The sequence below is a fragment of the Neisseria sp. P0022.S009 genome (genome assembly GCF_051956675.1).
Lineage (GTDB): Bacteria > Pseudomonadota > Gammaproteobacteria > Burkholderiales > Neisseriaceae > Neisseria.
On the sequence record NZ_JBQCXE010000006.1, the window covers coordinates 94437 to 119449 of the forward strand.

Consider the following 25013-nt stretch of genomic DNA (forward strand, 5'->3'; position numbering starts at 1 on the left):
AAATATTTTTTCACTAGCTATCGTGAGATTTTTACACTATAAGGTAAAAATTATACATTGTAAAGTATTTATTTTACCATTTGCTTTTTGCGCATTAGTAAGCCGTAGCCTGCAACCGCGTGTGTGCGGTACGCACGCACGCGGTCTTTTTTAAAAATGTTCTTCCTAACTAAACCAAAGGCCGTCTGAAAGTATTTCCCAACTTTCAGACGGCCTTTTTATATTCATATTTCTGTTTATTTTTCCAACCGTGCAATCAGTTCATCGGCCAAGTCGAGATAAGCCTGGGTGCCTTTGGCGTGGGCGTCGTAGGCGAGGGCGGGGAGGCCGTGGCTGGGGGCTTCGGCGAGGCGGATGTTGCGGGGGATGACGGTATCGAAGAGCAGGTTGCCGAAGTGTTGTTTGAGCTGTTCGCTGACTTCGACGACGAGGCGGCTGCGGCTGTCGTACATGGTGCGGACGATGCCGGTTACGTCGAGGTCGGGGTTGATGGCTTGGCGGATTTTACGGACGGTGGCCACTAAGTCGGAAATGCCTTCGAGGGCGTAGTATTCGCAAAGCATGGGGACGATGACGCCGTTGGCGGCGACCAGGCCGTTGAGGGTGAGCAGGGTCAGGGACGGGGGGCAGTCGATGAGGACGTAGTCGTAGTCGTCGGCAACGAGCTGCAGGGCGTTTTTGAGGCGGATTTCGCGTGCGATTTCTTGGACGAGTTCGACTTCTGCGCCGGCCAGTGTGCGGTTGGCACCCAATACGTCGTAGCCGCCTTCTTTGCTGCGGACGACGGCGTTGGGGATGTCGGTTTCGCCGAGGACAACTTGGTAAACGCCGTTTTCGATGGTGGCTTTGTTGATGCCGCTGCCTGTGGTGGCGTTGCCTTGGGGGTCGAGGTCGACGACGAGGACGCGGCGGCCTTTGGAGGCCAGGGAGGCGGCTAGGTTGACGGTGGTGGTGGTTTTGCCGACTCCGCCTTTTTGGTTGGCGACGGCGAGGATTTGTGCGCTCATGTGCTTTGCTGTCGTGTTAAGTGTGGATGGCTGGATTGTACCGTTATTCGGTATGCTTGGGTTGTTTTCAGACGGCCTTTTTGCGGATGATGACGATATGGCGTTCGGCATTGAGTTGGGGGACATGCAATGCTTCGACTTTTTCGACGGCGACGCTTTCGGGCAGTTTGTCGATTTCTTCTTGCGGGTATACGCCTTTCATGGCCGCCCAGTAGCCGCCGTCTTTGAGGAGGTGCTCGGTCCAGTTGACGAAGTCGGCGAGTTCGGCAAAGGCGCGGCTGGTGATGACGTCGGCGCGGCAGTCGGCGGCGGCTTCTACGCGGCCGCTGATAACGCGGACGTTTTTAAGGCCGAGTTCGATGACGGCTTGTTGTAAAAAGGCGGTTTTTTTGGTGTTGGCATCGAGGAGGGTGATGTCGAGGTCGGGGCGGCAGATGGCGGTGGGTATGCCGGGCTGTCCGCCGCCGGAGCCGACGTCGAGCATGGTTTGCGCGTGTTCGATATAGGGCAAGAGGGTCAGGCTGTCGAGCAGATGATGGCTGACGGTTTGGGCGGGATCGCGCAGGGCGGTCAGGTTGTAGGTTTTGTTCCACTTTTGCAGCAGGGCGGCATAGTCTAGCAGTTTGGCCTGTTTGGCTTCGTCGATGTCCAAACCCAATGCCTGTATGCCGTCGCGGAGCTGTTGCGCCTGATTCATTTGTTATTCCTTATTGGTTAAAACGCGTTGGATGTAATGGTAACGGAAAGCATGCCGTCTGAAAATGTTTGCGCCTGTTGAATCAACGTTTCATTTTGTGAAAGACGATGGGCTGCTCCGGCGCGCGCGTGAGCTGTTTGGGCAGGGTCAGCATGGCAATGATCCATACGGAGAGGGTGTAATAGAACACGCTTTGTCCGCGCATACCGGCCAATGCGGCATTGCCTAAGATGGCTTCAAAAATCAAGCCTGCCGCCGCTGAGGCACACGCTGCGACACCGGCAAGGAATAGGGCGTAACGCGAATGCCGGCGCATCATTTTTTTATACGCCAGCTTGGTCAGTCCGCCGGCAATCGGCAGGTTGAGGAAGGCAAACATGCCGCAGACGAACCATGCGACGGAATCCTGCCAGCCGCTTTGCCATGCCCACGCGCCGTCTTTGACCGTTATCAGCAGGCCTTGGCCATCTGAAAAGGCGATTTGCACGATATTGTGCAATATCATCGCCAGCGGCAGGGTGAGGAACATCAGTGCGACCAATAGGGGGCGGTAGGGTTTTTCTTGTGTCAGATACATGGCGGTTTGCCTTGTTGCAGGATAAGTCGAAATGATAGCAGATTGGCGGTTGATTCACGTTTGTTAGCGCTGAAATTGCTGACAAAAACGGTCAATTAAAAAAGAAATGAAAAATTCTTTTTTCTTGGAAAACGTTGGTGGATAAAGGTTAAAAAAACGTTTTCAGACGGCCTAATCTCTTATTTTTATATGAACCGAACAGAAAATCTTTGCATTTCTCCGTAAAATCTACTAAATTCTCAATAACATATTATAAAGACCTGAAATCTGGAACCCAAACCGAAACTGCCTCCCGCCCTTTATGCTCGGAAACTCAGCAGGCAAAAAAGTTTCACACACTACAAAAACAAAACAATTCCTCTGAAATCAGTTGTTTATAATGATAGATAACCACAAGGCAAACCATGCCTGACTTTAGTAGGAGTAAAACCATGGCTGAAGCAACCGATGTCGTATTAGTAGGCGGCGGCATTATGAGCGCCACTTTGGGCGTATTGCTCAAGGAGCTCGAACCATCTTGGGAAATTACCCTGATCGAACGCCTGGAAGATGTAGCGTTGGAATCATCAAATGCATGGAACAACGCCGGTACGGGACACTCTGCCCTGTGCGAATTGAACTATGCCCCCCTGACTGCCGACGGTACGATCGATCCGACCCGCGCCCTCAATATTGCCGAACAATTCCACATCAGCCGCCAGTTTTGGGCATCTTTGGTTGAAGAAGGCAAACTGGCCGACCGCTCTTTCATCAATTCCGTCCCCCACATGTCGCTGGTGATGAACGCCGATCATTGCGATTATCTGCAAAAACGTTTCGACGTGTTCAAAAACCAAAAACTCTTTGAAAAAATGGAGTTTTCTACAGACCGCGCCAAAATTGCCGAATGGGCGCCGCTGGTTGTCAACGGCCGTGATGAAAACCAATCCATCGCCGCCAACTACTCCGCCGAAGGCACAGACGTCGATTTCGGCAGCCTGACCCGCCAGATGGTCAAATACTTGAGCGACAAAGGCGTAAAAATCAAATTCAACCGCCATGTCGACGACCTCAACCGCGAATCGGACGGCGCATGGGTGCTGAAAACCAGCAGCACCAAAGACGATGACGACCCGTTGACACTCCGCACCCGTTTCGTCTTCCTCGGCGCAGGCGGCGGCGCACTGACCCTGCTGCAAAAATCCGGTATCCCCGAAGGCAAAGGCTACGGCGGCTTTCCGGTTTCCGGCCTCTTCTTCCGCAACAGCAATCCCGAAACGGCCGCGCAACACAACGCCAAAGTGTACGGCCAAGCCTCCGTCGGCGCACCCCCAATGTCCGTTCCGCACTTGGATACCCGCAACGTGGACGGCCAACGCCATTTGATGTTCGGTCCGTATGCAGGCTTCCGCCCCAACTTCCTCAAACAAGGCTCGCTCATGGATTTGCCGATGTCCATCCACATGGACAACCTCTATCCTATGCTCCGCGCCGGTTGGGACAATATGCCGCTGACCAAATACCTCTTGGGCGAATTGCGCAAAACCAAAGAAGAACGCTTCGCCTCGCTGCTCGACTACTATCCCGAAGCCAACCCTGACGATTGGGAACTGATTACCGCCGGTCAGCGTGTGCAGATCATCAAAAAAGACCCGAAAAAAGGCGGCGTACTCCAATTCGGTACCGAAATCGTCGCCCATGCCGACGGCTCGTTGGCCGCATTGCTGGGCGCGTCTCCCGGTGCATCGACAGCAGTTCCGCTGATGATCAGACTCGTCCACCAATGCTTCCCCGATCATGCCGAATCATGGTCAGGCCGTCTAAAAGAATTGGTGCCCGGTTACGGCATCAAGCTGAACGACAATCCGTCTTTGGCAGACGAAATCATCAGTCACAATGCGACCGTTTTGGGCATACACCACTAATTGAAGCAAGCACAAAGGCGGGCATTCTTGCCCGCCTTTTTTCAAACCATTAAAATAACGGCATTCAGGCCGTCTGAAACCTAATCGGCAACGGCATGTTGCACGATTCAAACCCGAAAATCAGCTCAGTAGAAAAACGCCATGACCGATATTCTCAACAAAATCCTTGCCACCAAAGCAGAAGAAGTGGCCGTCCAAAAAGCCGCCGTTTCCTTGGAAGACATCAAAGCCCAAGCGCAGGCAGCCGCGCCAGTTCGCAGCTTTATCGGCTCGATCCGTGAAAAACACGCGCAGAATCTGCCCGCCATTATTGCCGAAGTCAAAAAAGCCAGCCCGAGCAAAGGCCTGATCCGCCCTGATTTTCATCCTGCCGAAATCGCCGCCGCCTATGAAAAAGCCGGCGCGGCCTGTTTGTCCGTGTTGACGGACGAACCTTACTTCCAAGGCTCGCCCGAGTATTTGAAACAGGCGCGTGCGGCTGTGGCGCTGCCGGTCTTGCGTAAAGATTTCATCATCGACGAATACCAAATCTATCAGGCGCGCGCGTGGGGTGCGGATGCAATTCTCCTGATTGCCGCCGCACTGGAAGCCGGGCAGCTTGAGCGTTTTGAAGCCGTTGCCCACGAATTGGGCATGACCGTATTGTTGGAGTTGCACGATGCGTCCGAGCTGGAAAAATGCCGCAACATGACCACGCCGTTGTGGGGCGTCAACAACCGCAACCTGCGTACGTTTGAAGTGACCCTGCAACAAACCCTCGACCTCTTGCCCGAATTAAACGGCAAAACTGTTGTTACCGAAAGCGGCATCCGCAACAAAGAAGACGTTGATTTCATGCGCGGCCATGGCGTGCATACTTTCCTGATCGGCGAAACCTTTATGCGTGCCGACGACATAGAAGCAGAAGTCAAAAAACTGTTTTAAACCCTAAAAAACATCAGGCCGTCTGAATTTTCAGACGGCCTGAATCCATTGGAGACGAGAAAAAATGTTTACCGTACAGCGCATTTACGCCTATCAACCCGATTCTAAACAAACCGCCGTCTTTATCGACCGCCTCTATCCGCGCGGCGTCCATAAAGAAGTTTTCGCTACGGCACTTTGGTTGAAAGACATTACGCCCAGTGCAAACCTGCGCCGCTGGTATCATGAAAATCCGGCTCAAAATTTTGACGGTTTTGTCAGCCGTTATCACGAAGAGCTGCAAGGCGATGCCGAGCAGGCCGCCATCAAGCGGCTACTGGATTTGGAAAAACAACACGGCAATATTTTGTTGCTGACCGCCGTCAAAGACCCCCGACATTCCCACGTTTCCGCACTGGCTCAATTTTTGGGCGCAACGTTTGAATATCGTGATTAAAAAATCAGTGTTTGAGCTGAATACAAAAAGGCCGTCTGAAATCAAGGTTTCAGGCGGCCTGCTATTTTCAAATCAAGAAGGATAAGGGTGTGCCACCAATTTTCCGTCTATGTATTCGCCGATATAGACTTGCGAGGCTTCAAGGTGGAGGCGGTCGAGTTCTTGTTGCAGCCACTCTTCGTCACGCTTAATGATTTCGAGGATGTCGGGGTCGACTTGGCCGTCTGTAATCAGCGGATAGCGCAGGCTCTCGTCGCCGTACTTAATGACGGCGAGCTGGCCGTTTTGTTCCAACACGGCACGTTTGACGGCAGAGATTTCGTAGATGCCGGCGGCGCGGAGTTTGAACATGAGGTCGTGTGCGCTGATGCCGTTTTTCATACATTCTTCTGCTTGGACTTCGCCGTTGACGATGATCCAAACGGATTTACCGTCAATCACGGATTTGACCCAGTGGTTGTGGTTTTTGATGAATTTCAGGCTCAAGACCAACAGCGTCCACAAAATCAGTACGAGGAAAAATTGCAGCAGGCTGACGCTGTCGCTGTAAATCACGCCGCCGATGATGGCGCCGAGTACATAGTTTTGCACTTGGTCCATGGCGGAGGTCGGCGCGAGGTTGCTTTTGGCTAAGAGGTGGATTTGCAAAATCAAACCTAAAATACCCATCAGTAGTTTGAGGGCGAGCAGGGAGTATGCTTCCATGTGTGTATCCTGTTATTCTTTATCGATGAGTTCGATATTGTTGTTGACCAAATTGATGGGCGTCAGCGTGTAGGCGGAGAAGTCTTGATTGAAATGGACTTCATAGTATTGGCTTTTGATGCCGATAATCATGCCGTCGAATAGGCGCGTGCTGTTGACGATGATGTCTTGTTTTTCAACTTTTTGTTTTTCAATCAAGGCATTGAGAAAACCCACCATGCTCGAAGTATCGGAGGCAAAGTTTTGACGCTCGCTGTACGAAAGATATTGCGTGCTGCCGATGAGGATGAGCAATAGCAGCGCAATAATGCTCAGGTCGCGGTATTTGGTGTCCATGCGGTGGCGCAGGTATTGCGATACGGCGAGCATGAGTATGACGAGGGTGGCGAAAATCAGGACGTATTTCAAGTAGTCGTCGAAATACATATGGTTTTCAAGATAAAAGAGGGAAAAGAATTTCATGGTATTTGATAAATTTGGGAGGGGTAATCAGGCCGTCTGAAACTTACATTTCAGACGGCCTCGTCTATTAAACAAGGATGTTGCGTTAAGTTTTCAAAATAGGGTGTTTTTAAAGCGGTATCAGTTGATAAATCCATCGTCTTTCATTTTCTTTTCGGATATGTATTTAATTGTACATTCATACACATATATATTTTTGATAGGTATTGGGTAGTATCACGGCAAGATCTTCCAGTGTCCAATTTCTATTGGACTGAAAGGTGGGAGAGTTTAATTCTTGCTGTTCGATTTTTTGCCACTCTGTGTTGGCTTTTGGGGCGAATTCTTTGGTAGTTTTTTCGAATGCGCGAATACCGATACGGTTTCTCTTGCTGTATATTCTGCCTGCCAAGTAACGTTGTTCAGGAAACTCATGCTCATGCCCCTTCAAGTTACCACTGCAATAGTTTTGAGTAGCTTCAGTATCAGCCAGCCGATCGGCATCGTGTAAAACAGCAAGATAGTGGCTTTTACCTTGCAAAATCAGCCAAGCTGCGAAGCCATAAGTATTGTATTTATGCTTACCACCGTACACCAAAGATAGCGCAGACCAAATTAATCTATTGGGACTGGCAATAATTGTGCATTCGTACATCTTAAAGAAATAATCAAAATATAATAAATCCTCATCTGGTAAAGATTCCAATAACCGATTCAAGTTTTGGTTGAATTCTCCAATATTGCGAGATTCAGGACGTGCTTGATCAATGATGTTCCAAAAATCGTTGATTGTCATGGCTCCAATCTTCCGAACAATCCGAGACAGGCATAGACGCCGAGCTTAAACACGTTCTTTTTCCAAAATGACGACGTAGGCTTCACGCACGAAAAACAGCAGCATGCGGCGCTGGTCTTTTTCCATGGTAACAACCTTCCAGCCTTGTGAGGCGTGGCTGTTGAGGAAATCGCTGAATTTGACCGGATTGATTTTGGCGCTGCCGAAAATCAAGCTGGAAAGCAGGTTCTCTTGATAAATGATGGCTTTATATTCTTTCATTTTATTCCTTTGAAAAATCAGGGGGCTTTAAAGCCCCCTGATTCTACTCCTTATTATTCAATTGCGGTAATACGGAGCCTTCGCCCAAGGACAACAAACCGCTTTGCGAGTAAATACCCAGTTTGGCGCGGGTGTCGGTGATGTCGAGGTTGCGCATGGTCAGTTGGCCGATGCGGTCGAGCGGTGTGAACGCTGCGTCTTCGACTTTTTCCATGCTCAGGCGTTCCGGTTGGTAGGTCAGGTTGGGCGATTCGGTGTTCAGAATCGAGTAGTCGTTGCCGCGGCGCAGCTCGAGGGTTACTTCGCCGGTGATGGCTTTGGCGACCCAGCGTTGGGCGGTTTCGCGCAACATGAGGGCTTGGCTGTCAAACCAGCGGCCTTGGTAGAGCAGGCGGCCGAGGCGCAGGCCGTTGATGCGGTATTGTTCGATGGTGTCTTCGTTGTGGATGCCGGTCACCAAGCGTTCGTAGGCGATGTGGAACAATGCCATGCCCGGGGCTTCGTAGATGCCGCGCGATTTGGCTTCGATGATGCGGTTTTCGATTTGGTCGCTCATGCCCAAACCGTGGCGGCCACCGATGCGGTTGGCTTCGAGGAAGAGTTCGACGGGGTCGGCGTATTCTTTGCCGTTCAGTGCAACGGGCACGCCTTCTTCAAAGCGCACGCTGACTTCTTCGGGTTTGACTTCGACGTTTTCGTCCCAAAAGGCAACGCCCATGATGGGTTTGACGATTTTGATGCCGCTGTTGAGGAATTCCAAATCTTTGGCTTCATGTGTCGCGCCGAGCATATTGGAGTCGGTGGAATAGGCTTTCTCCACCGACATTTTGTAGTTGAAGCCGTTGGCAATCAGAAATTCGCTCATTTCGTGACGGCCGCCGAGTTCGTCGATAAATTGTTGGTCGAGCCAAGGTTTGTAGATTTTCAGCGCGGGATTGGTCAAGAGGCCGTAGCGGTAGAAACGCTCGATGTCGTTGCCTTTGTAGGTGCTGCCGTCGCCCCAGATATTCACATCGTCTTCTTTCATGGCGGAAACGAGCATGGTGCCGGTAACGGCGCGGCCCAGAGGCGTGGTGTTGAAATAGGCGATGCCGCCGGTGGAAACGTGGAACGCGCCGCATTGGATGGCGGCGATGCCTTCGTGTGCCAACTGCGCGCGGCAGTCAATCAGGCGGGCGTTTTCCGCACCGTATTCCATCGCTTTTTTGGGAATGGCGTTGTAATCGTCTTCGTCAGGTTGACCAAGGTTGGCAGTGTAGGCATAAGGCAGCGCGCCTTTGAGTTTCATCCACAACAGCGCGGCAGAGGTATCAAGACCGCCGGAGAAGGCGATGCCGACTTTTTGACCGATGGGGAGATTTTGTAAAATGGTATGGTTTTGGCTCATGGGAATTTCTCCAGACTTGAAAAGTTGAAACCATTATCTTATAAATGGAATACATTGTCAGCAATAGGCCGTCTGAATGTTCGGAGGGCCGTATTAAAGAAACCTCATCATGAACGCTTTTAACCTCATTATCATCGGCGACGAAATCCTGCACGGCAGCCGTCAAGACAAGCATTTCACCTTTTTTAAATCTTTATTGGAATCGCACGGGCTGAAACTCAATCAGGTGCAATACCTGCCTGACGAGCCCGATTTGCTGGTCAAACAGCTGCGCCGCAGCTTTTCAGACGGCCTGCCAACTTTCGTTACCGGCGGCATCGGCTCTACACCTGACGACCACACGCGCCAGGCCGCAGCGGCTGCTTTGGATTTGCCCGTCGTCCGTCATCCTGAAGCCGCCAAGTTTATCGAAGGCGTAACCCTGAAACGTGGCGAGCCGCTCGATTCGCCGGAACACACCCAACGCCTGAAAATGGCGGATTTTCCCGAAGGCGCGGAATTGGTACCCAATCCGTTTAACAACATCGCCGGATTTTCCATCCGTGAGCATTATTTCTTCCCCGGCTTCCCCGTGATGGCGCACCCGATGGCCGAATGGGTATTGGAAACTTATTACGCCGACCGCTTCAACCAAACCGAACGCGGCAGCCGCAGCGTGTATGTGTTCGACCAACCCGAATCGCGCATTACGCCGATTATGGAACATCTTGAGCGTACCTACGCCGGTGTCCGTTCGTACAGCCTGCCCACCGTGGGCCGTACCGCTTCAGACGGCCGTTATACTCCGCCGCATATCGAGTTCGGCATCAAAGCGGAAGGCGAGGCCTGCCGCTTGCTGGATGCAGCGTGGGCAGATGCGTTGCAGGGTTTGCAGGCAATTGGCGCGACTTTGAAAGAAACGGTGGAATAATGTACTTGTCTCCGGCCCAATCCAGACGCGCACTGATTTTTGCCTCTTTGCTGTTTTTACCGCCGACCCTCATCATCGGCATTTGGCTGGCGCAATATGGCGGCTTCGCTTTTGAGCCGCCGCTGATGCACGCTGTCCATGCCCACGCGGGAACATGGTTTGACCCGATTGCCACCGTGTTGCACTATCTGGGCAAAACCGCGATTGCCGTGCCGCTGATCGGCGCAGTCGCCACAGCCCTGTATTTCGCCAATAAGAAGCGCGAGGCACTGTTTTGCGTGTTGGCGGCATTGGTGCCGACTGTGAACATGCTGATTGTGAAGGTTTGGTTTGCCCGCGAACGTCCGCTGCTTTGGCCGCGCCTGATTGAAGAGAGCAATTTTTCCTTCCCCAGCGGCCACAGTACGTTTTCCGCCGCCATTGCCGTCATGCTGATATTGCTTTGCCGCCGCACGCGCTACCGCCGCGCCGCTTGGGTGGTCGGTATTGCCTTTGCCCTGTTGACCGGGTTTTCACGCATTTATTTGGGCGTGCATTATCCCACCGATGTTTGGGCAGGTTGGACAAACGGCACGCTGACTGCCTTGCTGGTGTATATGCTTATCTTCAGGCCGTCTGAAAAATAGAAGAAACGAATTATGAATACACGTTCACCCAACACGCCTTATTGGCTCAGAAACGGCCATGCCGACACTCTGTTTGCCAAATTGCTGCAAGGCAAGGCGCCCGACTACCGCCGCGAGCTTCTGCCCGACAGCACCGGCAAAACCCAAGTTGCCTACGATTTTGTCGACAGCGCCGACCCCGATGCGCCGTTGGTGGTTTTGTTCCACGGATTGGAAGGCAGCAGCGAGAGCCATTACGCGGTCGAGTTGATGAAAGCCGTGCAGCAGCGCGGTTGGAACGGCGTGGTTGCCCATTTCCGCAGTTGCGGCGGCATCGCAAACACCGCGCCCGTGTTCTACCACCTCGGCGATACGCCCGAAATCGCCTTTATGCTCAACACGCTGGCACAACGCTATTCAACCATCTACGCCGTCGGCGTTTCTTTGGGGGGCAATGCCTTGGCCAAATATTTGGGCGAGCAGGGCAGCAATGCTGTTCCGCGTGCTTCTGCCGTCGTTTCCGCGCCGGTTGATGCCGTGGCGGCAGGTACGCGTTTTGACCAAGGCATGACGCGACTGATTTACACGCGCTATTTTTTGAATTCGCTGCTGCCGAAAGCCCGAGCGATTCCCCGGTTTCAGACGGCCTTGAGCCGGCAAAACTGCAAAACGCTTGGCGATTTTGACGACTGCTTTACCGCGCCGCTTCACGGTTTTGCCGACCGTCATGATTACTACCGCCGCAATTCCTGCAAACCGTTTCTGAAAGGCGTGGATACGCCGTTGCTGCTGCTCAATGCCGTCAACGACCCCTTCCTGCCGCCGGAAGCCCTGCCGACCGGGCGGGACGTGTCTTCGTCCGTTACGCTGCTGCAACCGGCATACGGCGGGCATGTCGGCTTTGTCAGCCGCGATCAAGGTCGTCTAAATCTGCAATGGCTGCCGCAAACCGTGTTGGACTATTTCAAACAGTATCAGCCGTAAATGAAAAAGAGCATGTATGCAGACATGCCCTTAGTGTGTAGAAAGTAAAAAGGCCGTCTGAAAAGAGTTTCAGACGGCCTTTTGAATAGCTTGATTATTTGCCTTTGTTGTCGGCTTTGGCTTCTTTTTTCAGAGAAGCATACAACTCAGGGTCGCGGTTTTTCAGCAGGGAAGCAACGGCCAAGTCGTCACGGTTGACTTTAGCCAAATCTACGCGCTCAATGTGTACCAAACGCAGCAATTCGCGTACAGGTTTAGGCATATTGCGGCCGGATTCGTAACGGGAACCACCGGATTGAGTCACACCAATGCGGCTCCAGAAGTCCATTTGGTTCAGGCCAAGTTTTTTACGGATATCGCGGATGTTTTCAATTTTTTCGAACGATTTCATGAATCTTCCTTATTGTGGTATTTGTTGCATGCCTCTAGGCATAAAAATGGGTCTGCAAGAATGCCGGCATCCCTTTCCTGTAGGCTTTGGGGTGATATGTGGGCGTATTGCAAATGACTGATCTAGATAATTAGACAGTATATTCGAAAGAAGTTTTCTGCTGTCTGCCATAATTTGTGTAAATATTTCTTAATTCATTATTTCGGATAATTTTCATCATATAAATCATTAAATTATGCGCTTATCTTAAATATGGCGTAAGCAAATTTTTACATAATTAAACAATTCGATTTGGGTAAAAACTTAATTTCGAGTTTTTATTCGGTTTTCTAGGTTGAGAATGCGAATAAATTTCAGGCCGTCTGAATCTATGTTTTCAGACGGCCTGAAGGTTTTTTCAAAGTTAAGGCTTACCGCTGGCAGGGCTGATGGTAAGGATTTCGTAGCCGGTTTCGGTAACCAAAACTTCGTGTTCCCACTGGGCGGAGAGTGAGCGGTCTTTGGTGACCACTGTCCAACCGTCGTTCAGGATACGCAGATGACGTTTACCTTGGTTGATCATCGGCTCGATGGTGAAAATCATGCCCGGTTTGAGGACGAGGCCCTCGCCTTTGCGGCCGTAGTGGACTACTTGCGGCGCTTCGTGGAAGCCGCGGCCGATGCCGTGTCCGCAGAATTCCTGTACGACGGAGTAGCCGGCATTTTCGGCAACCTGTTGGCAGGCATAGCCGACATCGCCGAGGGTGGCGCCGGGTTTGACCGCTTCGATGCCCGCCATCATGGAGGCGTGGGTCACGTCGATCAGGCGTTGGGCAATCGGGGAGACTTTGCCGACGGTAAACATACGGCTGGAGTCGCCGTGGAAACCGTCTTTTTTAATGGTCAGGTCGATGTTGACGATGTCACCTTCTTTCAGCGGCTTGTCGTCGGGAATACCGTGGCAGATAACGTGGTTGACGGAGGTGCAGCAGGATTTCGGGTAGGGTGGGTTGCCGTAGTTGAGGGGGGCCGGATAACCGCCTTGAACGTTGACGTGGTAGTCGTAAACGAGTTTGTCGATTTCGTTGGTGGTGACGCCGGGTTTGACGAATTGGCCGATGTAGTCGAGGGCTTCGGCGACCAAGCGGCCGAGTTCGCGCATTTTTTCGATTTCTTCGGGGGTTTTGATGATGACTTTGTCCATGAGGTTTCCTTCTTGTTTCAGACGGCATGGGGGCCGTCTGAACGGGACGGGTGTGCCGTCTGTTTAAAACAGGTTGTCGAGATTGTCTTTATTGCGCGGTTTGGCTTGTGGTTTGGCCTCAGGCTCGGCTTTGGGAGTCGGTTTGGACTCAGGGGCTTTGGTTTTTGCCGGTTTGTTTTCTGCTGCTTGTGCGGCCGGTTTGTTGTCTGCGGCTTTGTTTGCTACCGGCTGGCTGTCTGTTTGAGGTGTGTTTTGAGCGGCAGGGCTGCTGTTGTCGGATTGTGTTTTTTCTGATTTGTCGGTTTCGGCGCGTTTGTTTTCTGTGCGTTTGCCGCGGTGTGTAGTGGGGCGGTCATTTTTTACACCTTCTTCCGCTTTTTCGCCTTTTTCGTTTTGTGGGACGACAGGATTGCCGGAGGCGGTTTTTTCGTCGCCTTCTTGGGCGAGTTGGACGGTTTCAGGTTCGACAGTGCCGTTGGGGCGCCAAACTTCAATGCGTGTGTCGGTTTGTTCGGCAGGGCTTTTTTCGGGTACGTCGGTTTTACCGGAGTTTAGGGTGCTGAATACGCCGGCGACGAGGGCTGCGACGGCAATAAAGCTGACAAGGAATAAAGCGCGGATTAGGTGTTTGGGCTTAAGTTGGAAAGGGGTTTTATTATTCTTGGACATGATGGGTCGGGTAATCGTTGGAGGAATGGCCGTCTGAATATTCAGACGGCCCCGGGTTGCCTGTGAATCAGTTGGCAACGTAGTTTTGATAGAGGGTCACGACTTTTTGTACGCCGACGGTCGTGCTGACTTTTTGGGTCACGCGGGCTTGTTCGTCAGGCGTGAGGATGCCCATCACATAGGTCACGTTGCCGTAAGTCACGATTTTGACGCGTGCTTGGGTGGCCGGGCTGAGGCCCAACAGGGTGGCGCGGACCTTGGATGTGCCCCAGGTATCGTTAGTCACATCGCCGAGCGAACGCGCTTGTGAGGCAACGGTGATGTAGTTGTACACGCCTTCTGCGGCTTGTTCGGAACGGGCGATGCGTTCAACAAATTGTTTTTCGCCTTCGGTAGCCACTTGGCCGAGCAGGAGCAGGTGGCGGTTGTAGCCGACAACGTTCAGTTTGGGCTTGTAGCCTTGAACTTGGTTGTTTTGGCGCAGGTAGGAGCGTGCGGTGGTTTCGACGCGCAGTGCCATAACGTTGTCGTCGGTTTGCGCGCCGGTGGTGCGGCGGTCGACGGCGGATTTGGTGCCGACGGCTGCACCGCCGATCAGTGCGCCGACGCAGCCGCTCAGACTCAGGCTCAAGAGGGTCGCGGTCAGAACGGGGAGGGCGTAGCGTTTGATATTCTTCATATCCTTTTCCTTGGGTATGGACGGTTGGGTGTTCAGACGGCCTTTAAGGGATGGGCCGTCTGAAAAGAAAGGGTTACATGCCTTCAAGCAGGACGGAGTCGATGCAGTCGCACATGGCGTGTATCAGCAGGATATGGTTTTCCTGAACGCGGGCGGTGCGCGGATAAGGGACGTTGAGCAAAACGTCGGTATCTTTGAGCATGGCGGCGATTTTGCCGCCATCGCGGCCGGTCATGGCGATGACGTGCATGTCGCGTTCGTGTGCCGCTTTGATGGCTTCGATAACGTTGGCGGAATTGCCGGAGGTGGAGATACCGACCAATACGTCGCCGGCACGTCCGAGCGCGCGCACTTGTTTGCTGAATACATGGTCGAAACCGTAGTCGTTGCCGATGGCGGTCAGGGCGGAAGTGTCTGTCGTCAGCGCGACAGCGGCCAATTCCATGCGTTCTTTTTCAAAGCGGCCGGTCATCTCGGCGGCGAAATGTTGCGCGTCGGCAGCCGAACCGCCGTTGCCGCAGGCCAGGATTTTGCCGTCGTTCATCAGGCATTGCAGCATCAGCTCGGCAGCCTGTACAGTCGGCTCAACCAGTACTTTTTCGGCTTCCTGCTTGGCGCGGATGCTCTCGGCAAAATGTGCGGAAACGCGTTCTTGTAATGTTGTCATGAGGTTAACCTGTAATATTTTGAATCCATTCGGGTTGGCCGTCGCCTTCAATCAGTACCGCATCCAGGCGGCAGGGCGCATGGTTCAACCCGTGCTTTTGCAGATAATACTCTACACTTCGTTGCAATTTCAATAATTTGGACGGCGAGATGCTGTATGCGGCACCACCGAAACCTCGGTTTTTGCGGTATTTTACTTCAACAAACACAATCGTACCGCCGTTTTTGACGATTAAATCGATTTCGCCGTAGGCGCAATGCCAGTTCCGCGCCAGCAGCGAGCAGCCTTTGTTCAGCAGGAATGCCAGCGCCGCATTTTCGGCCGCCGCCCCCTGTTTGTGGTTTAAGCGCATGAAAAGTTTACCCGTTATATAATCATTGTTTTTAAAGAGACGCCGTTTCAGACGGCCTTGAATCTATGTACACAAAACATCTGCAAAAAGCCGTCGACAGCATCGAAAAACAGACATTATACGTTGTCGCCACGCCCATCGGCAATTTAGCCGACATAACGCTGCGCGCGCTGGCCGTGCTGCAAAAGGCCGATGTTATCTGCGCCGAGGATACCCGCGTTACCGCCCAGCTTTTGAGTGCGTACGGCATTCAGGGCAAACTCGTGAGCGTGCGCGAACACAACGAGCAGCAAATGGCCGACAAAATCATCGCCCATCTTTCAGACGGCCTGAGCGTCGCCCAAGTTTCGGATGCGGGTACGCCTGCTGTTTGCGATCCCGGTGCGAAACTTGCCGCCCGCGTGCGCGAAGCCGGATTTAAAGTGGTGCCTGTGGTCGGTGCAAGTGCGGTCATGGGGGCGTTGAGCGTGGCCGGTGTGACGGAATCCGATTTTTACTTCAACGGTTTCCTGCCGCCTAAGGCCGGCGAACGCCAAAAGCTGTTGGCCAAATGGGCGGAAGCCGATTTTCCGATTGTGATGTTTGAAACGCCGCACCGTATCGAATCAAGCCTTGCGGATATGGCCGCGCAGTTCCCCGAACGCCGTTTGACTTTGGCACGCGAAATCACCAAAACGTTTGAAACCTTTCTCAGCGGCACGGTTGCCGAAATCCAAGCCGCCCTCAAAAACGACAGCAACCAAACGCGCGGAGAAATGGTGCTGGTGTTGCATCCTGCGGTAAAAGAGAAGCACAGTGATTTGCCCGAGGCGGCGCAAAATACCATGAAAATCCTTGCGGCTGAGTTGCCGACCAAACAGGCCGCCGAGCTTGCCGCCAAGATTACCGGCGAAAGCAAAAAAGCCTTGTACGATTTAGCGTTGGAGTGGAAACGGATTTCAGACGACGCTTGAGGTCTTGCAGGCTTATTTCTCTCAACCTGTGGTGTGAACGATGCGACGATTTCCTACAGGCAAGGCTGGGTATTGTTCGTTATCCGTTTGCCGGTTCTACAGGCTTTATATAGGCAAAGTTTTGTTTGCCGCATTGCTTCCCCCCCCCCCTTGCAATTTATAATGACACTGCATACAACTAGTATGTTCTTAAATCTTTCAATCTACGGGAGTGGACTTATGAAACAAAACATCATCGTTGCCTTATTCAACATCTCCAGCGAAGCTTATCAAGCCTTTTCTGAATTGAAAGCTTACTCGCAGACAACAGATACTTTGGTGGCACAAGCCGTTTTGGTTAAAAAGGAAAATGACCTGATTATCCCAGCAGAAAGCACCGACTTTACCGCCAATACGGTCGAAGGCACATGGACGGGCGGCCTCATTGGTTCGCTGGTCGGCATCCTCGGCGGTCCTATCGGTGTTCTGTTGGGTGGAGCTACTGGCGCACTCATCGGCAGTGATGTAGGCACTGCCCAAACATTGGGAGAGGGGGCGTTGCTAGAAAATACAGCCAAAAAACTGGATAACGGCAGTACTGCGATCATTATTTTGGCGCAAGAATCCAACGAAGCTGTATTGGATGCTTTCTTCCACCGTTTCAAAACCGTTATTCTCCGACAAGATGCAGCCGTTGCCCAACAGGACGTATTGGCAGCAATAGAAGCGCAGGAAGAAGTGGCACGTCAGGCACACGAAGCTTGGAAAAAACAGCGCAAAGCCGAACGCAAAGAGAAAGTGGAAGCCTTCAAGGCCGACATCAAACAAAAATTCGACGAATTGGCAGCCAAGTTGAAATAACACTGCCACCAACCCAAGGTATGTAACCGCTCAAATTTTCCGTTTCGGATGCATGCCAAACCGGTTTGAGGCTACCTGAAAATCTATTTTTCAGGTAGCCTCTCCCTTTTTCATGCCCCGAGACCTTTGCAAAGGTCTCGGCCTTTTTATAATTGGATTTTAGATCGATCCAATAGGTTCAATACGCTTCTAAGTTTGCGTTTCAGACGGCCTCAATGTTTGGCAAACCTGTTTTAACGCTGCCATGCGCTGCGCAAATATTCGATGCAGTCGGTCAGGGCGTAAAACGGGGCGTTGCCGTGATTAGCGTTGGGGTAGAGGGTGAAGCGGACATCTGCGCCGAGATGGTGCAAAGTGCCGGCAAGGATTTTGGCTTGTGCAACCATGCCGCGGCTGGTTTGGTCGGGGCGGTTGTTTCTGCCTTCATGTTCGCCTGCACCGAGGCGGATGCCGATTCCTTGCGGCAATGTGCCGGGCAACCAATCGAGTACGCGGCGGTCTTGCCACCAGATAGACGGCGACACCAGCAAATAATGGCGGAAGCGTTCGGGGCGGGTGAACAGGGAATAGAGACCGTACAAGGCGCCGAACGAATGGCCGAAGACGGCTTGGTTTTGGGTATCGATGCGGTATTTGCCGTCGAGCAGGGCGGAGAGTTCGTCGTCGATAAAGCGGCTGAAGCGGTCGGCTTGGCCGTATTGTTTGCGTTCGGATTCGGACGCGTTGTCGGGCAGCGGCGGCGTGTAGTCGAGGGCGCGTTGGCTTAAGTCGCGGATGGTGCCGCCGGTGTAGCCGATGCCGACAATCAGACAGGCGGCATGGCTTTTGGTGATGGGATTGATGAGCAGGGATTGCGCCATATTGAGGATGGCAGGGAAAAAGGCATCCCCGTCAAGAATATACAGTACGGGATAGCCGCCTGCCGGACGCTCGCCGAGTGCCGCGGCTTGAATGCGGTAAGTGCGGCCGGTGTGGGCGGAAGTAAGGGCGGTTTCTTCGGCTTGCAGCAGGGTGGCGGCTTGCCAGTCGGGACGGATGGACATGATGGGGTGCTTTAATCAATGGTTGCTTAAGGGAAAAGGCCGTCTGAATAATGTTTTTCAGACGGCCTTATTGTACGGATTCCTGCCTTTTTAACAATACGCGCGATTAGCGTACGTCAACGTAGGAGCTGCTGTGCAGTTCGCGCAGGAGGTTGGTGGTCGCCTGTTGCGCTTTTTGTTGGGACAGGTATTGGCGGACGGCGTTTTGTTGGCGCTCTTCAGGCGTACCTGCTTCGCGGACGTCGTTCAGCTTGATGATGTGCCAGCCGAATTGGGTGCGGACAGGGGCACTGATTTGGCCGGGTTTGAGTTTGTGGACGGCTTCTTCAAATGGGGCAACCATCATGCCGTCGGCAAACCAGCCCAAGTCGCCGCCGTTGCCGGCGCTGCTGTCTTGCGAGTATTGGCGTGCCAAACCGCCGAAATCTGCGCCGCTGCGGGCTTGTGAGTAGATTTTGCGGATGGTGCTTTCTGCGCCGACGGCGGCATTGTCGTTGTCGGCTTTAATGAGGATGTGTTGGGCATTGTATTGGCGCACAGGGTCGGCTTCGGGCAGGGTAATGCCTTGTTGTTTGGCCTGCTCGATGTAGCGTGCCACTTCGGAGTCGCTCACGCGGCTGTTTTGCATGATGGCCTGTTGGCGCACTTTTTCAACAATAATGCTGTCGGCGATGTCTTGACGGACGGCGGCAGACGGATTTTTGATGTTGGGGTTGTGCGCGATGACGGCTTCAATTTCGCTATCGGTCGCTTGGATGTTGCGGCGTTTGCCGGCTTGGAGGATCAGGGATTGGTTGATCATTTGTGCCAAAACCTGTTGGCGCAGCTCGTTGGCGTCCATTTGCGTGCCTTTCGGCATGGTTTGACGCGCTTGTGCTACGGCTTGTTCTACTTGGCGGTGGGTAATGACTTCGTTGTCGACAACCGCGGCAATGCCGTCTGAAAGATGTACGCCGCTTTGTACGGCGGGCATGGCGGTGGCGCTGACGGCAGGGGCTTTGGCTGCGCGCGCTTTGCCTGCTTTGGCTTTAGGGGCGGCGTGTGCGCCTACTGCGAGAGTGAGTGCGGCGACGAGAATCAGGGGTTTGAAGTTCATTGTTTGACTACCTCATTGGTTTTGCTGTAACCGGGGATGGCTAAGCGGAGTTTTTCGAATGGGTTGTTGCCGATATTGCTCAAGTCTTTGAGTTGGAGGTTGAAGAATACGGCGTTTTTGTGGCTGTTTTCGCCGGTAACATAGCGTTGGCCGACCAAGCTTGCGCTCCAGCAGCCGCAGTTGCTTTTGTATTCTGCACCGATGAGCATTTCCAGCGGTTTTTTGGCTTCGATTTCGTAGTTGTAACGGGCGACGGCGTACAGGTTTTTACTCAACGGCCATTGGGCGGCAAGGTCGATTTGGCTGAGCCTGTCGTAGAAATAGTCGCCGTTGGCTTGCAGGTAAATGCGCTCGTTGCGTCCGTATTTGTAGCGTGCGCTTAAGACTTTGCCGGGTTCGGGGTTGTAGGTAATCCCTGCAGCGTAGCTTTCGGCACGGCTTAGGTTTTGGTTGTAGTGGATGTCCAAGTCGATGCGGATGCTCGGGGTAAGGTTGCCGTGTGCAAAGGCTACCCAGTCGGACTGGCTGCGCGGATAACGGCTGACGCTGCCGTCAGGCAGGACGTTGTCGTTTTTGAAGTAAAACTTCTGGCCGATACCTGCACGGAAGAGTTCCGCACCGGTGTTGGGGTTGAGGATGCGGCTTTGTGTGGCCAGCGTCAGGCTGTTGGCAGAATTGATGCGGTCGTTGCCCGAATACAGGTTTTCGCGGAACAGCTGCGAGTAGGTAAAGCTGTTTTCGGAGCTGTCGAAATTGGGCAGGTCGTTTTGGGACTTGGTCGGAATGTAGTTGTAAAACAGGCGCGGTTCGAGCGTTTGCAGGTATTCTCCGCCGAAGAGACGGGCCCTGCGCTCGAAAGTCAGGCCGCTGTCGACGTTGATGATCGGCAGGACGCGGCTGACATTGCGGCTGCTTTGGCCGTTGAAGCTGTTGAGGCTGTAATAAGTGGCGTGTACGCCGACTTTAGGCCGGATGTAGCCCCATTGGTTGTGGAAGTCCCATTTGACGCTCGGGTAGAGCACCACGCGGCTGCCGTCTTGCTTGGTATCGTGGTCAAAACGGGTGAATTGGCCGAACACGTTGAGTTGCGCTTTGCCGAGATGGCTTTGCCAACGGCCGGTCAGACGGGGCATGATGGCATAAGGCTCGTCTTTATAACCGTCTTGGTTGGCAAGCGTTTGATATTTTTGTACGCGCAACGAGCCGTCGAAGCTGCCGCCCAACAGTTTGTCGCTGTAATTGAGCCATGCCTGACGGTCGAGGTTGACGTTGCGTGCGATGTCTTCACGGCCGTAGAAGTCGCGGTAGTAATCGTCGTCGGAAACTTGGTTGTAGTTGATGCCGCCGCTGATTTTGCTGTTCAGCTGCTGCTGGTGTTTCCATTTGAACTGGTAGCGGTTGTTGTGGACGCTTTTTTGGTCGTTCGGCATCCAGTCGCCATCGACTTCGCCGCTGTAATTCGGTTGCAGATAACGGACTTGGCCGCCCAGTTGCACACCGCGTTTGCTGATGATGCCCGGGCGGATGGTGGCATCCAAATTCGGCGCAAGGTTGAAGTAGTAGGGCAGGCTCAGCTCAAGGCCGTCTGAACCTGTGGCAATGGTCGGAACGAGCAGGCCGCTTTTGCGGTTGCCGTTGATGGGGAAGTCCGCCCAAGGTGTGTAGAGGACAGGGACGCCGCCGAATACCAGCGAAGCGTGTTTGGCCACGCCGATGCCTGTCGATTCATCGGCTTCAATGCTTTGCGCTTGGATATACCAGCTGGCATCGCCGGGCGAACAGGTGTTGAATTTGGTGTTGATGAGTTTGTAGAGGCCTTTGCCTTTGAGTTCGGCTTTTTCGCTGACACTTTGAAGGTGGCGGCCGCCTTGTTCGGTATTGAGGCGCACGGCACTGCCGGAGCCAGTTTGGTTTTTGAGGTTGTAAACCAATTGGTCGCCGGATACGGTCGAACCGTTTTGATACAGGGTAAAGCGGTCGCCGGCGGTAACGGTATCGGTGGCTTGGTCGTATTGCGCCCAATCGGCATTGAGAACATCGGCATTGCGCTCGACAATGACGTCGCCTTCGGCACGGACACCGACTTGGGTCTGACCTTCTATTTTATCGGCGTTGACGCGGGTGTAATCGGCAGGCAGGGCAGGCTCGCCGCTGCGTTTGATTTCGGCGGTTTCGGCCGGCTTGGCATTTTCATGGTCGCAAAACAGGCAAGTGCTGCCCAAAGAAAGCGGATCGGCTTCGCTTTGGCCTGTTTTTGCCGGTTTGGATTCAGCGGCGTGGGCAGGGGTATAGTCTTCCGCCTGCGGAACAGAAGCATCTTCCGCGCGTACGGCTGTTGCGCCAAAGCCCATAATTAAGGCGAGTACCAAGGGTTTGAGTGAAAATAAACGAGCCAAAATCGCCCCTTAAATCGGTTTGCCAGTTAGAATAGCGGTTATTGTAACCTGAAATTCTGCGATACCGCTATGCAACGACAAACCGAATTACAAAACTGGCTGGAGTCTGTTTACCCGAACCAGCCGTTCGAATTGAGCTTTGCGGCAGCCGATGCCGACTTCCGCCGTTATTTCCGCGCGACGTTTTCAGACGGCCAGACCGTTATCTGTATGGACGCGCCTCCTGAGAAGATGAGTGTTGCGCCTTATTTGAAAGTGCAAAAACTGTTTAATATGGTCAATGTGCCGCAAGTGCTTCATGTGGATGAAGCGTTGGGCTTTATGGTGTTGAACGATTTGGGCAACACCACATTCCTGACCGCCATGAATCAGGAAAACAGCGAAACCGCCCACAAAGCCTTGCTGCTCGAAGCCATCGACGAACTGATCGAGCTGCAAAAAGCCAGCCAACCCGGCAAACTGCCGGAATACGACCGCGAAGTCATGCTGCGCGAGATTAATTTGTTCCCCGAATGGTTTGTGGCCAAAGAATTGGGCCGCGAGTTGACCTTCAAGCAACGCCAGTTGTGGCAGCAAACCGTCGATACGCTGTTGCCGCCCCTGTTGGCGCAACCCAAAGTGTATGTCCACCGCGACTTTATCGTCCGCAATCTGATGCTGGCGAAAGGCCGCCCGGGCGTATTGGACTTCCAAGATGCGCTTTACGGTCCGATTTCCTATGATTTGGTGTCGCTGCTGCGCGATGCGTTTATCGAATGGGAAGAAGAATTTGTATTGGACTTGGTCATCCGTTACTGGGAAAAAGCACGCGCTGCCCAGCTGCCCGTGCCTGCCGAGTTTGATGAGTTCTACCGCTGGTTTGAATGGATGGGCGTACAACGCCATTTGAAAGTGGCCGGTATTTTTGCCCGTCTGTACTACCGCGACGGCAAAGACAAATACCGTCCGGAAATCCCGCGCTTCTTGAACTATTTGCGCCGCGTATCGCGCCGTTACAACGATTTGGCGCCGCTTTATGCATTGCTGGTCGAATTGGTCGGCGATGACGAATTGGAAACAGGCTATACCTTCTAAGCTTGGTTTTTTAAGATTTGATTCCACTTTTCAGACGGCCTGATCAACAAAAGGCCGTCTGAAACCTTTACAGAACACATAAACATGACTTACATGATTTACCCCAAAACCTACGACGTGATTGTCGTCGGCGGCGGCCATGCCGGTACCGAAGCCGCGCTTGCCGCCGCACGCATGGGTGCGCAAACCCTGCTGCTCTCACACAACATCGAAACCCTCGGCCAAATGTCGTGCAACCCTTCCATCGGCGGTATCGGCAAAGGCCATCTTGTGCGCGAACTCGACGCATTGGGCGGCGCAATGGCGTTGGCCACCGACAAATCCGGTATTCAGTTCCGCCGCTTGAACGCCAGCAAAGGCGCGGCAGTGCGAGCCACACGCGCGCAGGCGGACCGCATCCTGTATAAAGCCGCCATCCGCGAAATGCTGGAAAACCAAGAAAATCTGGAGCTTTTCCAACAAGCCGTCGAAGACGTAACGCTTGATGGCGAACGCATCAGCGGCGTGGTTACCGCGATGGGCGTGGAGTTTAAAGCACGCGCCGTCGTGCTGACCGCCGGCACGTTTTTGTCCGGCAAAATCCATATCGGTTTGGAAAACTACGAAGGCGGCCGCGCCGGCGATCCTGCCGCCAAATCCTTGGGCAGCCGTTTACGCGAATTGAACCTGCCTCAAGGCCGTCTGAAAACCGGCACGCCGCCGCGCATCGACGGACGCACGATTGACTTCTCCCAGCTCACCGAACAGCCCGGCGACACACCCGTTCCCGTAATGTCCGTACGCGGCAGCGCCGATATGCACCCGCGCCAAGTGTCCTGCTGGATTACGCATACCAACACGCAAACCCACGAAATTATCCGTTCAGGCTTTGACCGCAGCCCCATGTTCACCGGCAAAATCGAAGGCGTCGGCCCGCGTTATTGTCCGTCTATCGAAGACAAAATCAACCGCTTCGCCGACAAAGACAGCCATCAGATTTTCCTCGAACCCGAAGGCCTGACCACGCACGAATACTATCCAAACGGTATCTCCACCAGCCTGCCGTTCGACATCCAAATCGCCCTCGTGCGCAGCATGAAAGGTCTCGAAAACGCCCATATCCTGCGCCCCGGCTACGCCATCGAATACGACTACTTCGACCCGCGCAACCTCAAAGCCAGCCTCGAAACCAAAACCATCCAAGGCCTCTTCTTCGCCGGCCAAATCAACGGCACAACGGGCTACGAAGAAGCCGCTGCGCAAGGCCTGCTTGCAGGCGCAAACGCCGTGCAATACGTCCGCGAACAAGATCCGCTCCTGCTGCGCCGCGAACAAGCCTATCTCGGCGTATTGGTGGACGACCTCATCACCAAAGGCGTGAACGAGCCTTACCGAATGTTCACCAGCCGCGCCGAATACCGCCTGCAACTCAGGGAAGACAACGCCGACATGCGCCTGACCGAAGACGGCTACAAAATCGGCTTGGTGGGCGAAGAACAATGGCGCATGTTCAACGAAAAACGCGAAGCCATCGAACGCGAAATCCAACGTTTGAAAACAACGTGGTACACACCGCAAAAACTCGCCGAAGAAGAGCAGCTGCGCGTATTCGGCCAAAAACTCAGCCGCGAGGCCAACCTGCACGACCTCCTGCGCCGCCCGAACCTCGACTACGCCACGCTGATGACCCTGCCCGACGCACAACCTGAAACCGCACTTGCCGACAGCGTGGTCGAACAAGTCGAAATCCAAGTCAAATACCAAGGCTATATCGACCGCCAAAACGAAGAAATCGACAGCCGCCGCGACATCGAAACCTTAAAGCTGCCCGAGGATATCGATTACAGCAAAGTCAAAGGTTTGTCGGCAGAAGTGCAGCAAAAGCTCAACCAGTACAAACCCGAAACCGTCGGCCAAGCCAGCCGCATCTCCGGCGTCACGCCTGCGGCAGTGGCATTGCTGATGGTGCATTTGAAACGTGGATTTAAAGATGCTAAGTAAGGGTTAATTTGAATAAAGGCCGTCTGAAAGTTTCAGACGGCCTTTTTGATAGTCTC

At 53.3% G+C, this 25013-nt stretch carries 27 protein-coding genes; 10 read left to right on the forward strand and 17 right to left on the reverse strand.

Going from position 1 to position 25013, the window contains the following annotated elements; all coding sequences use genetic code 11:
* Positions 1-236: 236 nt before the first annotated feature.
* From ACTHUG_RS09150 to ACTHUG_RS09160, 3 genes are all read right to left on the reverse strand, one after another.
* Positions 237-1007, reverse strand: coding sequence for a ParA family protein (locus ACTHUG_RS09150; RefSeq protein WP_049336841.1), 771 nt, complete (start codon positions 1005-1007; stop codon positions 237-239).
* Between the two features lie 67 nt (positions 1008-1074).
* Positions 1075-1704, reverse strand: coding sequence for a 16S rRNA (guanine(527)-N(7))-methyltransferase RsmG (rsmG, locus tag ACTHUG_RS09155; protein WP_036493627.1), 630 nt, complete (start codon positions 1702-1704; stop codon positions 1075-1077).
* Between the two features lie 82 nt (positions 1705-1786).
* Positions 1787-2281, reverse strand: a complete 495-nt coding sequence (locus ACTHUG_RS09160) for a hypothetical protein (protein WP_440386573.1) — start codon at positions 2279-2281, stop codon at positions 1787-1789.
* Between the two features lie 431 nt (positions 2282-2712).
* On the opposite strand from ACTHUG_RS09160, the gene ACTHUG_RS09165 reads away from it, so the two are divergent.
* From ACTHUG_RS09165 to ACTHUG_RS09175, 3 genes are all read left to right on the forward strand, one after another.
* Positions 2713-4185 carry a malate:quinone oxidoreductase gene (locus ACTHUG_RS09165; protein ID WP_254343461.1) on the forward strand — a complete coding sequence of 491 codons (1473 nt, stop codon included), beginning with the start codon at positions 2713-2715 and terminating at the stop codon, positions 4183-4185.
* A gap of 141 nt (positions 4186-4326) precedes the next feature.
* Positions 4327-5109 (forward strand): indole-3-glycerol phosphate synthase TrpC, encoded by a 783-nt coding sequence (gene trpC / locus ACTHUG_RS09170; protein ID WP_440386572.1) that lies wholly within the window; start codon positions 4327-4329, stop codon positions 5107-5109.
* A 64-nt stretch (positions 5110-5173) separates the two neighbouring features.
* Positions 5174-5545, forward strand: a complete 372-nt coding sequence (locus tag ACTHUG_RS09175) for a DUF488 domain-containing protein (RefSeq protein ID WP_036493639.1) — start codon at positions 5174-5176, stop codon at positions 5543-5545.
* 72 nt (positions 5546-5617) lie between these two features.
* Here ACTHUG_RS09175 and ACTHUG_RS09180 read toward each other — a convergent pair whose 3' ends face one another.
* The 5 genes from ACTHUG_RS09180 to argG form a co-directional block, all read right to left on the reverse strand.
* Positions 5618-6250 carry a DUF421 domain-containing protein gene (locus tag ACTHUG_RS09180; protein ID WP_440386571.1) on the reverse strand — a complete coding sequence of 211 codons (633 nt, stop codon included), beginning with the start codon at positions 6248-6250 and terminating at the stop codon, positions 5618-5620.
* Between the two features lie 12 nt (positions 6251-6262).
* Positions 6263-6712 (reverse strand): DUF3290 domain-containing protein, encoded by a 450-nt coding sequence (locus ACTHUG_RS09185; RefSeq protein WP_440386570.1) that lies wholly within the window; start codon positions 6710-6712, stop codon positions 6263-6265.
* A gap of 178 nt (positions 6713-6890) precedes the next feature.
* The gene (locus ACTHUG_RS09190; protein WP_003749374.1) at positions 6891-7487 is read right to left on the reverse strand and encodes a DUF4240 domain-containing protein; all 597 of its coding nucleotides are present in this window, start codon (positions 7485-7487) and stop codon (positions 6891-6893) included.
* Positions 7488-7532: 45 nt separating this feature from the next.
* Complete coding sequence (locus ACTHUG_RS09195) at positions 7533-7748, reverse strand: DUF4177 domain-containing protein (RefSeq protein ID WP_295700129.1); 216 nt, start codon at positions 7746-7748, stop codon at positions 7533-7535.
* 43 nt (positions 7749-7791) lie between these two features.
* Positions 7792-9135, reverse strand: coding sequence for an argininosuccinate synthase (gene argG / locus ACTHUG_RS09200; protein ID WP_070583756.1), 1344 nt, complete (start codon positions 9133-9135; stop codon positions 7792-7794).
* Between the two features lie 109 nt (positions 9136-9244).
* Here argG and ACTHUG_RS09205 point away from each other — a divergent pair, with 109 nt between their 5' ends.
* The 3 genes from ACTHUG_RS09205 to ACTHUG_RS09215 are packed head-to-tail and all read left to right on the forward strand — an operon-like array spanning position 9245 to position 11634.
* Entirely contained in the window at positions 9245-10045 is an 801-nt protein-coding gene (locus ACTHUG_RS09205) for a competence/damage-inducible protein A (RefSeq protein ID WP_440386569.1), read from the forward strand.
* On the forward strand, positions 10045-10671 hold the full coding sequence (locus ACTHUG_RS09210; protein WP_440386568.1) for a phosphatase PAP2 family protein: 627 nt from the start codon (positions 10045-10047) through the stop codon (positions 10669-10671). The genes ACTHUG_RS09205 and ACTHUG_RS09210 overlap by 1 nt, the downstream gene beginning before the upstream one ends.
* A gap of 12 nt (positions 10672-10683) precedes the next feature.
* Positions 10684-11634 (forward strand): YheT family hydrolase, encoded by a 951-nt coding sequence (locus ACTHUG_RS09215; RefSeq protein ID WP_440386567.1) that lies wholly within the window; start codon positions 10684-10686, stop codon positions 11632-11634.
* Positions 11635-11728: 94 nt separating this feature from the next.
* Here ACTHUG_RS09215 and ACTHUG_RS09220 read toward each other — a convergent pair whose 3' ends face one another.
* The 6 genes from ACTHUG_RS09220 to ACTHUG_RS09245 all read right to left on the reverse strand — a co-directional run bounded on the left by ACTHUG_RS09220 (position 11729) and on the right by ACTHUG_RS09245 (position 15575).
* Positions 11729-12025: a helix-turn-helix domain-containing protein gene (locus ACTHUG_RS09220; RefSeq protein WP_003680641.1), complete on the reverse strand. Its 297-nt coding sequence runs from the start codon at positions 12023-12025 to the stop codon at positions 11729-11731.
* Positions 12026-12428: 403 nt separating this feature from the next.
* Positions 12429-13229: a type I methionyl aminopeptidase gene (gene map / locus ACTHUG_RS09225; protein WP_223168821.1), complete on the reverse strand. Its 801-nt coding sequence runs from the start codon at positions 13227-13229 to the stop codon at positions 12429-12431.
* Between the two features lie 42 nt (positions 13230-13271).
* On the reverse strand, positions 13272-13877 hold the full coding sequence (locus ACTHUG_RS09230; protein ID WP_440386566.1) for a hypothetical protein: 606 nt from the start codon (positions 13875-13877) through the stop codon (positions 13272-13274).
* A 67-nt stretch (positions 13878-13944) separates the two neighbouring features.
* Positions 13945-14556: a BON domain-containing protein gene (locus ACTHUG_RS09235; protein ID WP_039862284.1), complete on the reverse strand. Its 612-nt coding sequence runs from the start codon at positions 14554-14556 to the stop codon at positions 13945-13947.
* Between the two features lie 73 nt (positions 14557-14629).
* Complete coding sequence (locus ACTHUG_RS09240; protein WP_440386565.1) at positions 14630-15223, reverse strand: phosphoheptose isomerase; 594 nt, start codon at positions 15221-15223, stop codon at positions 14630-14632.
* A gap of 4 nt (positions 15224-15227) precedes the next feature.
* The gene (locus tag ACTHUG_RS09245; RefSeq protein WP_440386564.1) at positions 15228-15575 is read right to left on the reverse strand and encodes a YraN family protein; all 348 of its coding nucleotides are present in this window, start codon (positions 15573-15575) and stop codon (positions 15228-15230) included.
* Positions 15576-15640: 65 nt separating this feature from the next.
* On the opposite strand from ACTHUG_RS09245, the gene rsmI reads away from it, so the two are divergent.
* On the forward strand, positions 15641-16528 hold the full coding sequence (gene rsmI / locus ACTHUG_RS09250; RefSeq protein WP_440386563.1) for a 16S rRNA (cytidine(1402)-2'-O)-methyltransferase: 888 nt from the start codon (positions 15641-15643) through the stop codon (positions 16526-16528).
* A gap of 219 nt (positions 16529-16747) precedes the next feature.
* Positions 16748-17368, forward strand: coding sequence for a DUF1269 domain-containing protein (locus tag ACTHUG_RS09255; RefSeq protein WP_440386562.1), 621 nt, complete (start codon positions 16748-16750; stop codon positions 17366-17368).
* A 233-nt stretch (positions 17369-17601) separates the two neighbouring features.
* Here ACTHUG_RS09255 and ACTHUG_RS09260 read toward each other — a convergent pair whose 3' ends face one another.
* The 3 genes from ACTHUG_RS09260 to ACTHUG_RS09270 form a co-directional block, all read right to left on the reverse strand.
* Positions 17602-18411, reverse strand: coding sequence for an alpha/beta hydrolase (locus ACTHUG_RS09260; protein ID WP_440386561.1), 810 nt, complete (start codon positions 18409-18411; stop codon positions 17602-17604).
* 106 nt (positions 18412-18517) lie between these two features.
* Positions 18518-19507: a peptidylprolyl isomerase gene (locus ACTHUG_RS09265; RefSeq protein ID WP_440386560.1), complete on the reverse strand. Its 990-nt coding sequence runs from the start codon at positions 19505-19507 to the stop codon at positions 18518-18520.
* Positions 19504-21903, reverse strand: coding sequence for an LPS-assembly protein LptD (locus ACTHUG_RS09270; RefSeq protein WP_440386559.1), 2400 nt, complete (start codon positions 21901-21903; stop codon positions 19504-19506). Before ACTHUG_RS09270 ends, ACTHUG_RS09265 begins: the two co-directional genes overlap by 4 nt.
* 69 nt (positions 21904-21972) lie before the next feature.
* Between ACTHUG_RS09270 and amgK the strand changes: the two genes are divergently transcribed.
* Positions 21973-22977 carry an N-acetylmuramate/N-acetylglucosamine kinase AmgK gene (gene amgK / locus ACTHUG_RS09275; RefSeq protein WP_004520257.1) on the forward strand — a complete coding sequence of 335 codons (1005 nt, stop codon included), beginning with the start codon at positions 21973-21975 and terminating at the stop codon, positions 22975-22977.
* Between the two features lie 84 nt (positions 22978-23061).
* Positions 23062-24957: a tRNA uridine-5-carboxymethylaminomethyl(34) synthesis enzyme MnmG gene (gene mnmG / locus ACTHUG_RS09280; protein WP_440386558.1), complete on the forward strand. Its 1896-nt coding sequence runs from the start codon at positions 23062-23064 to the stop codon at positions 24955-24957.
* Positions 24958-25013 lie beyond the last annotated feature (56 nt).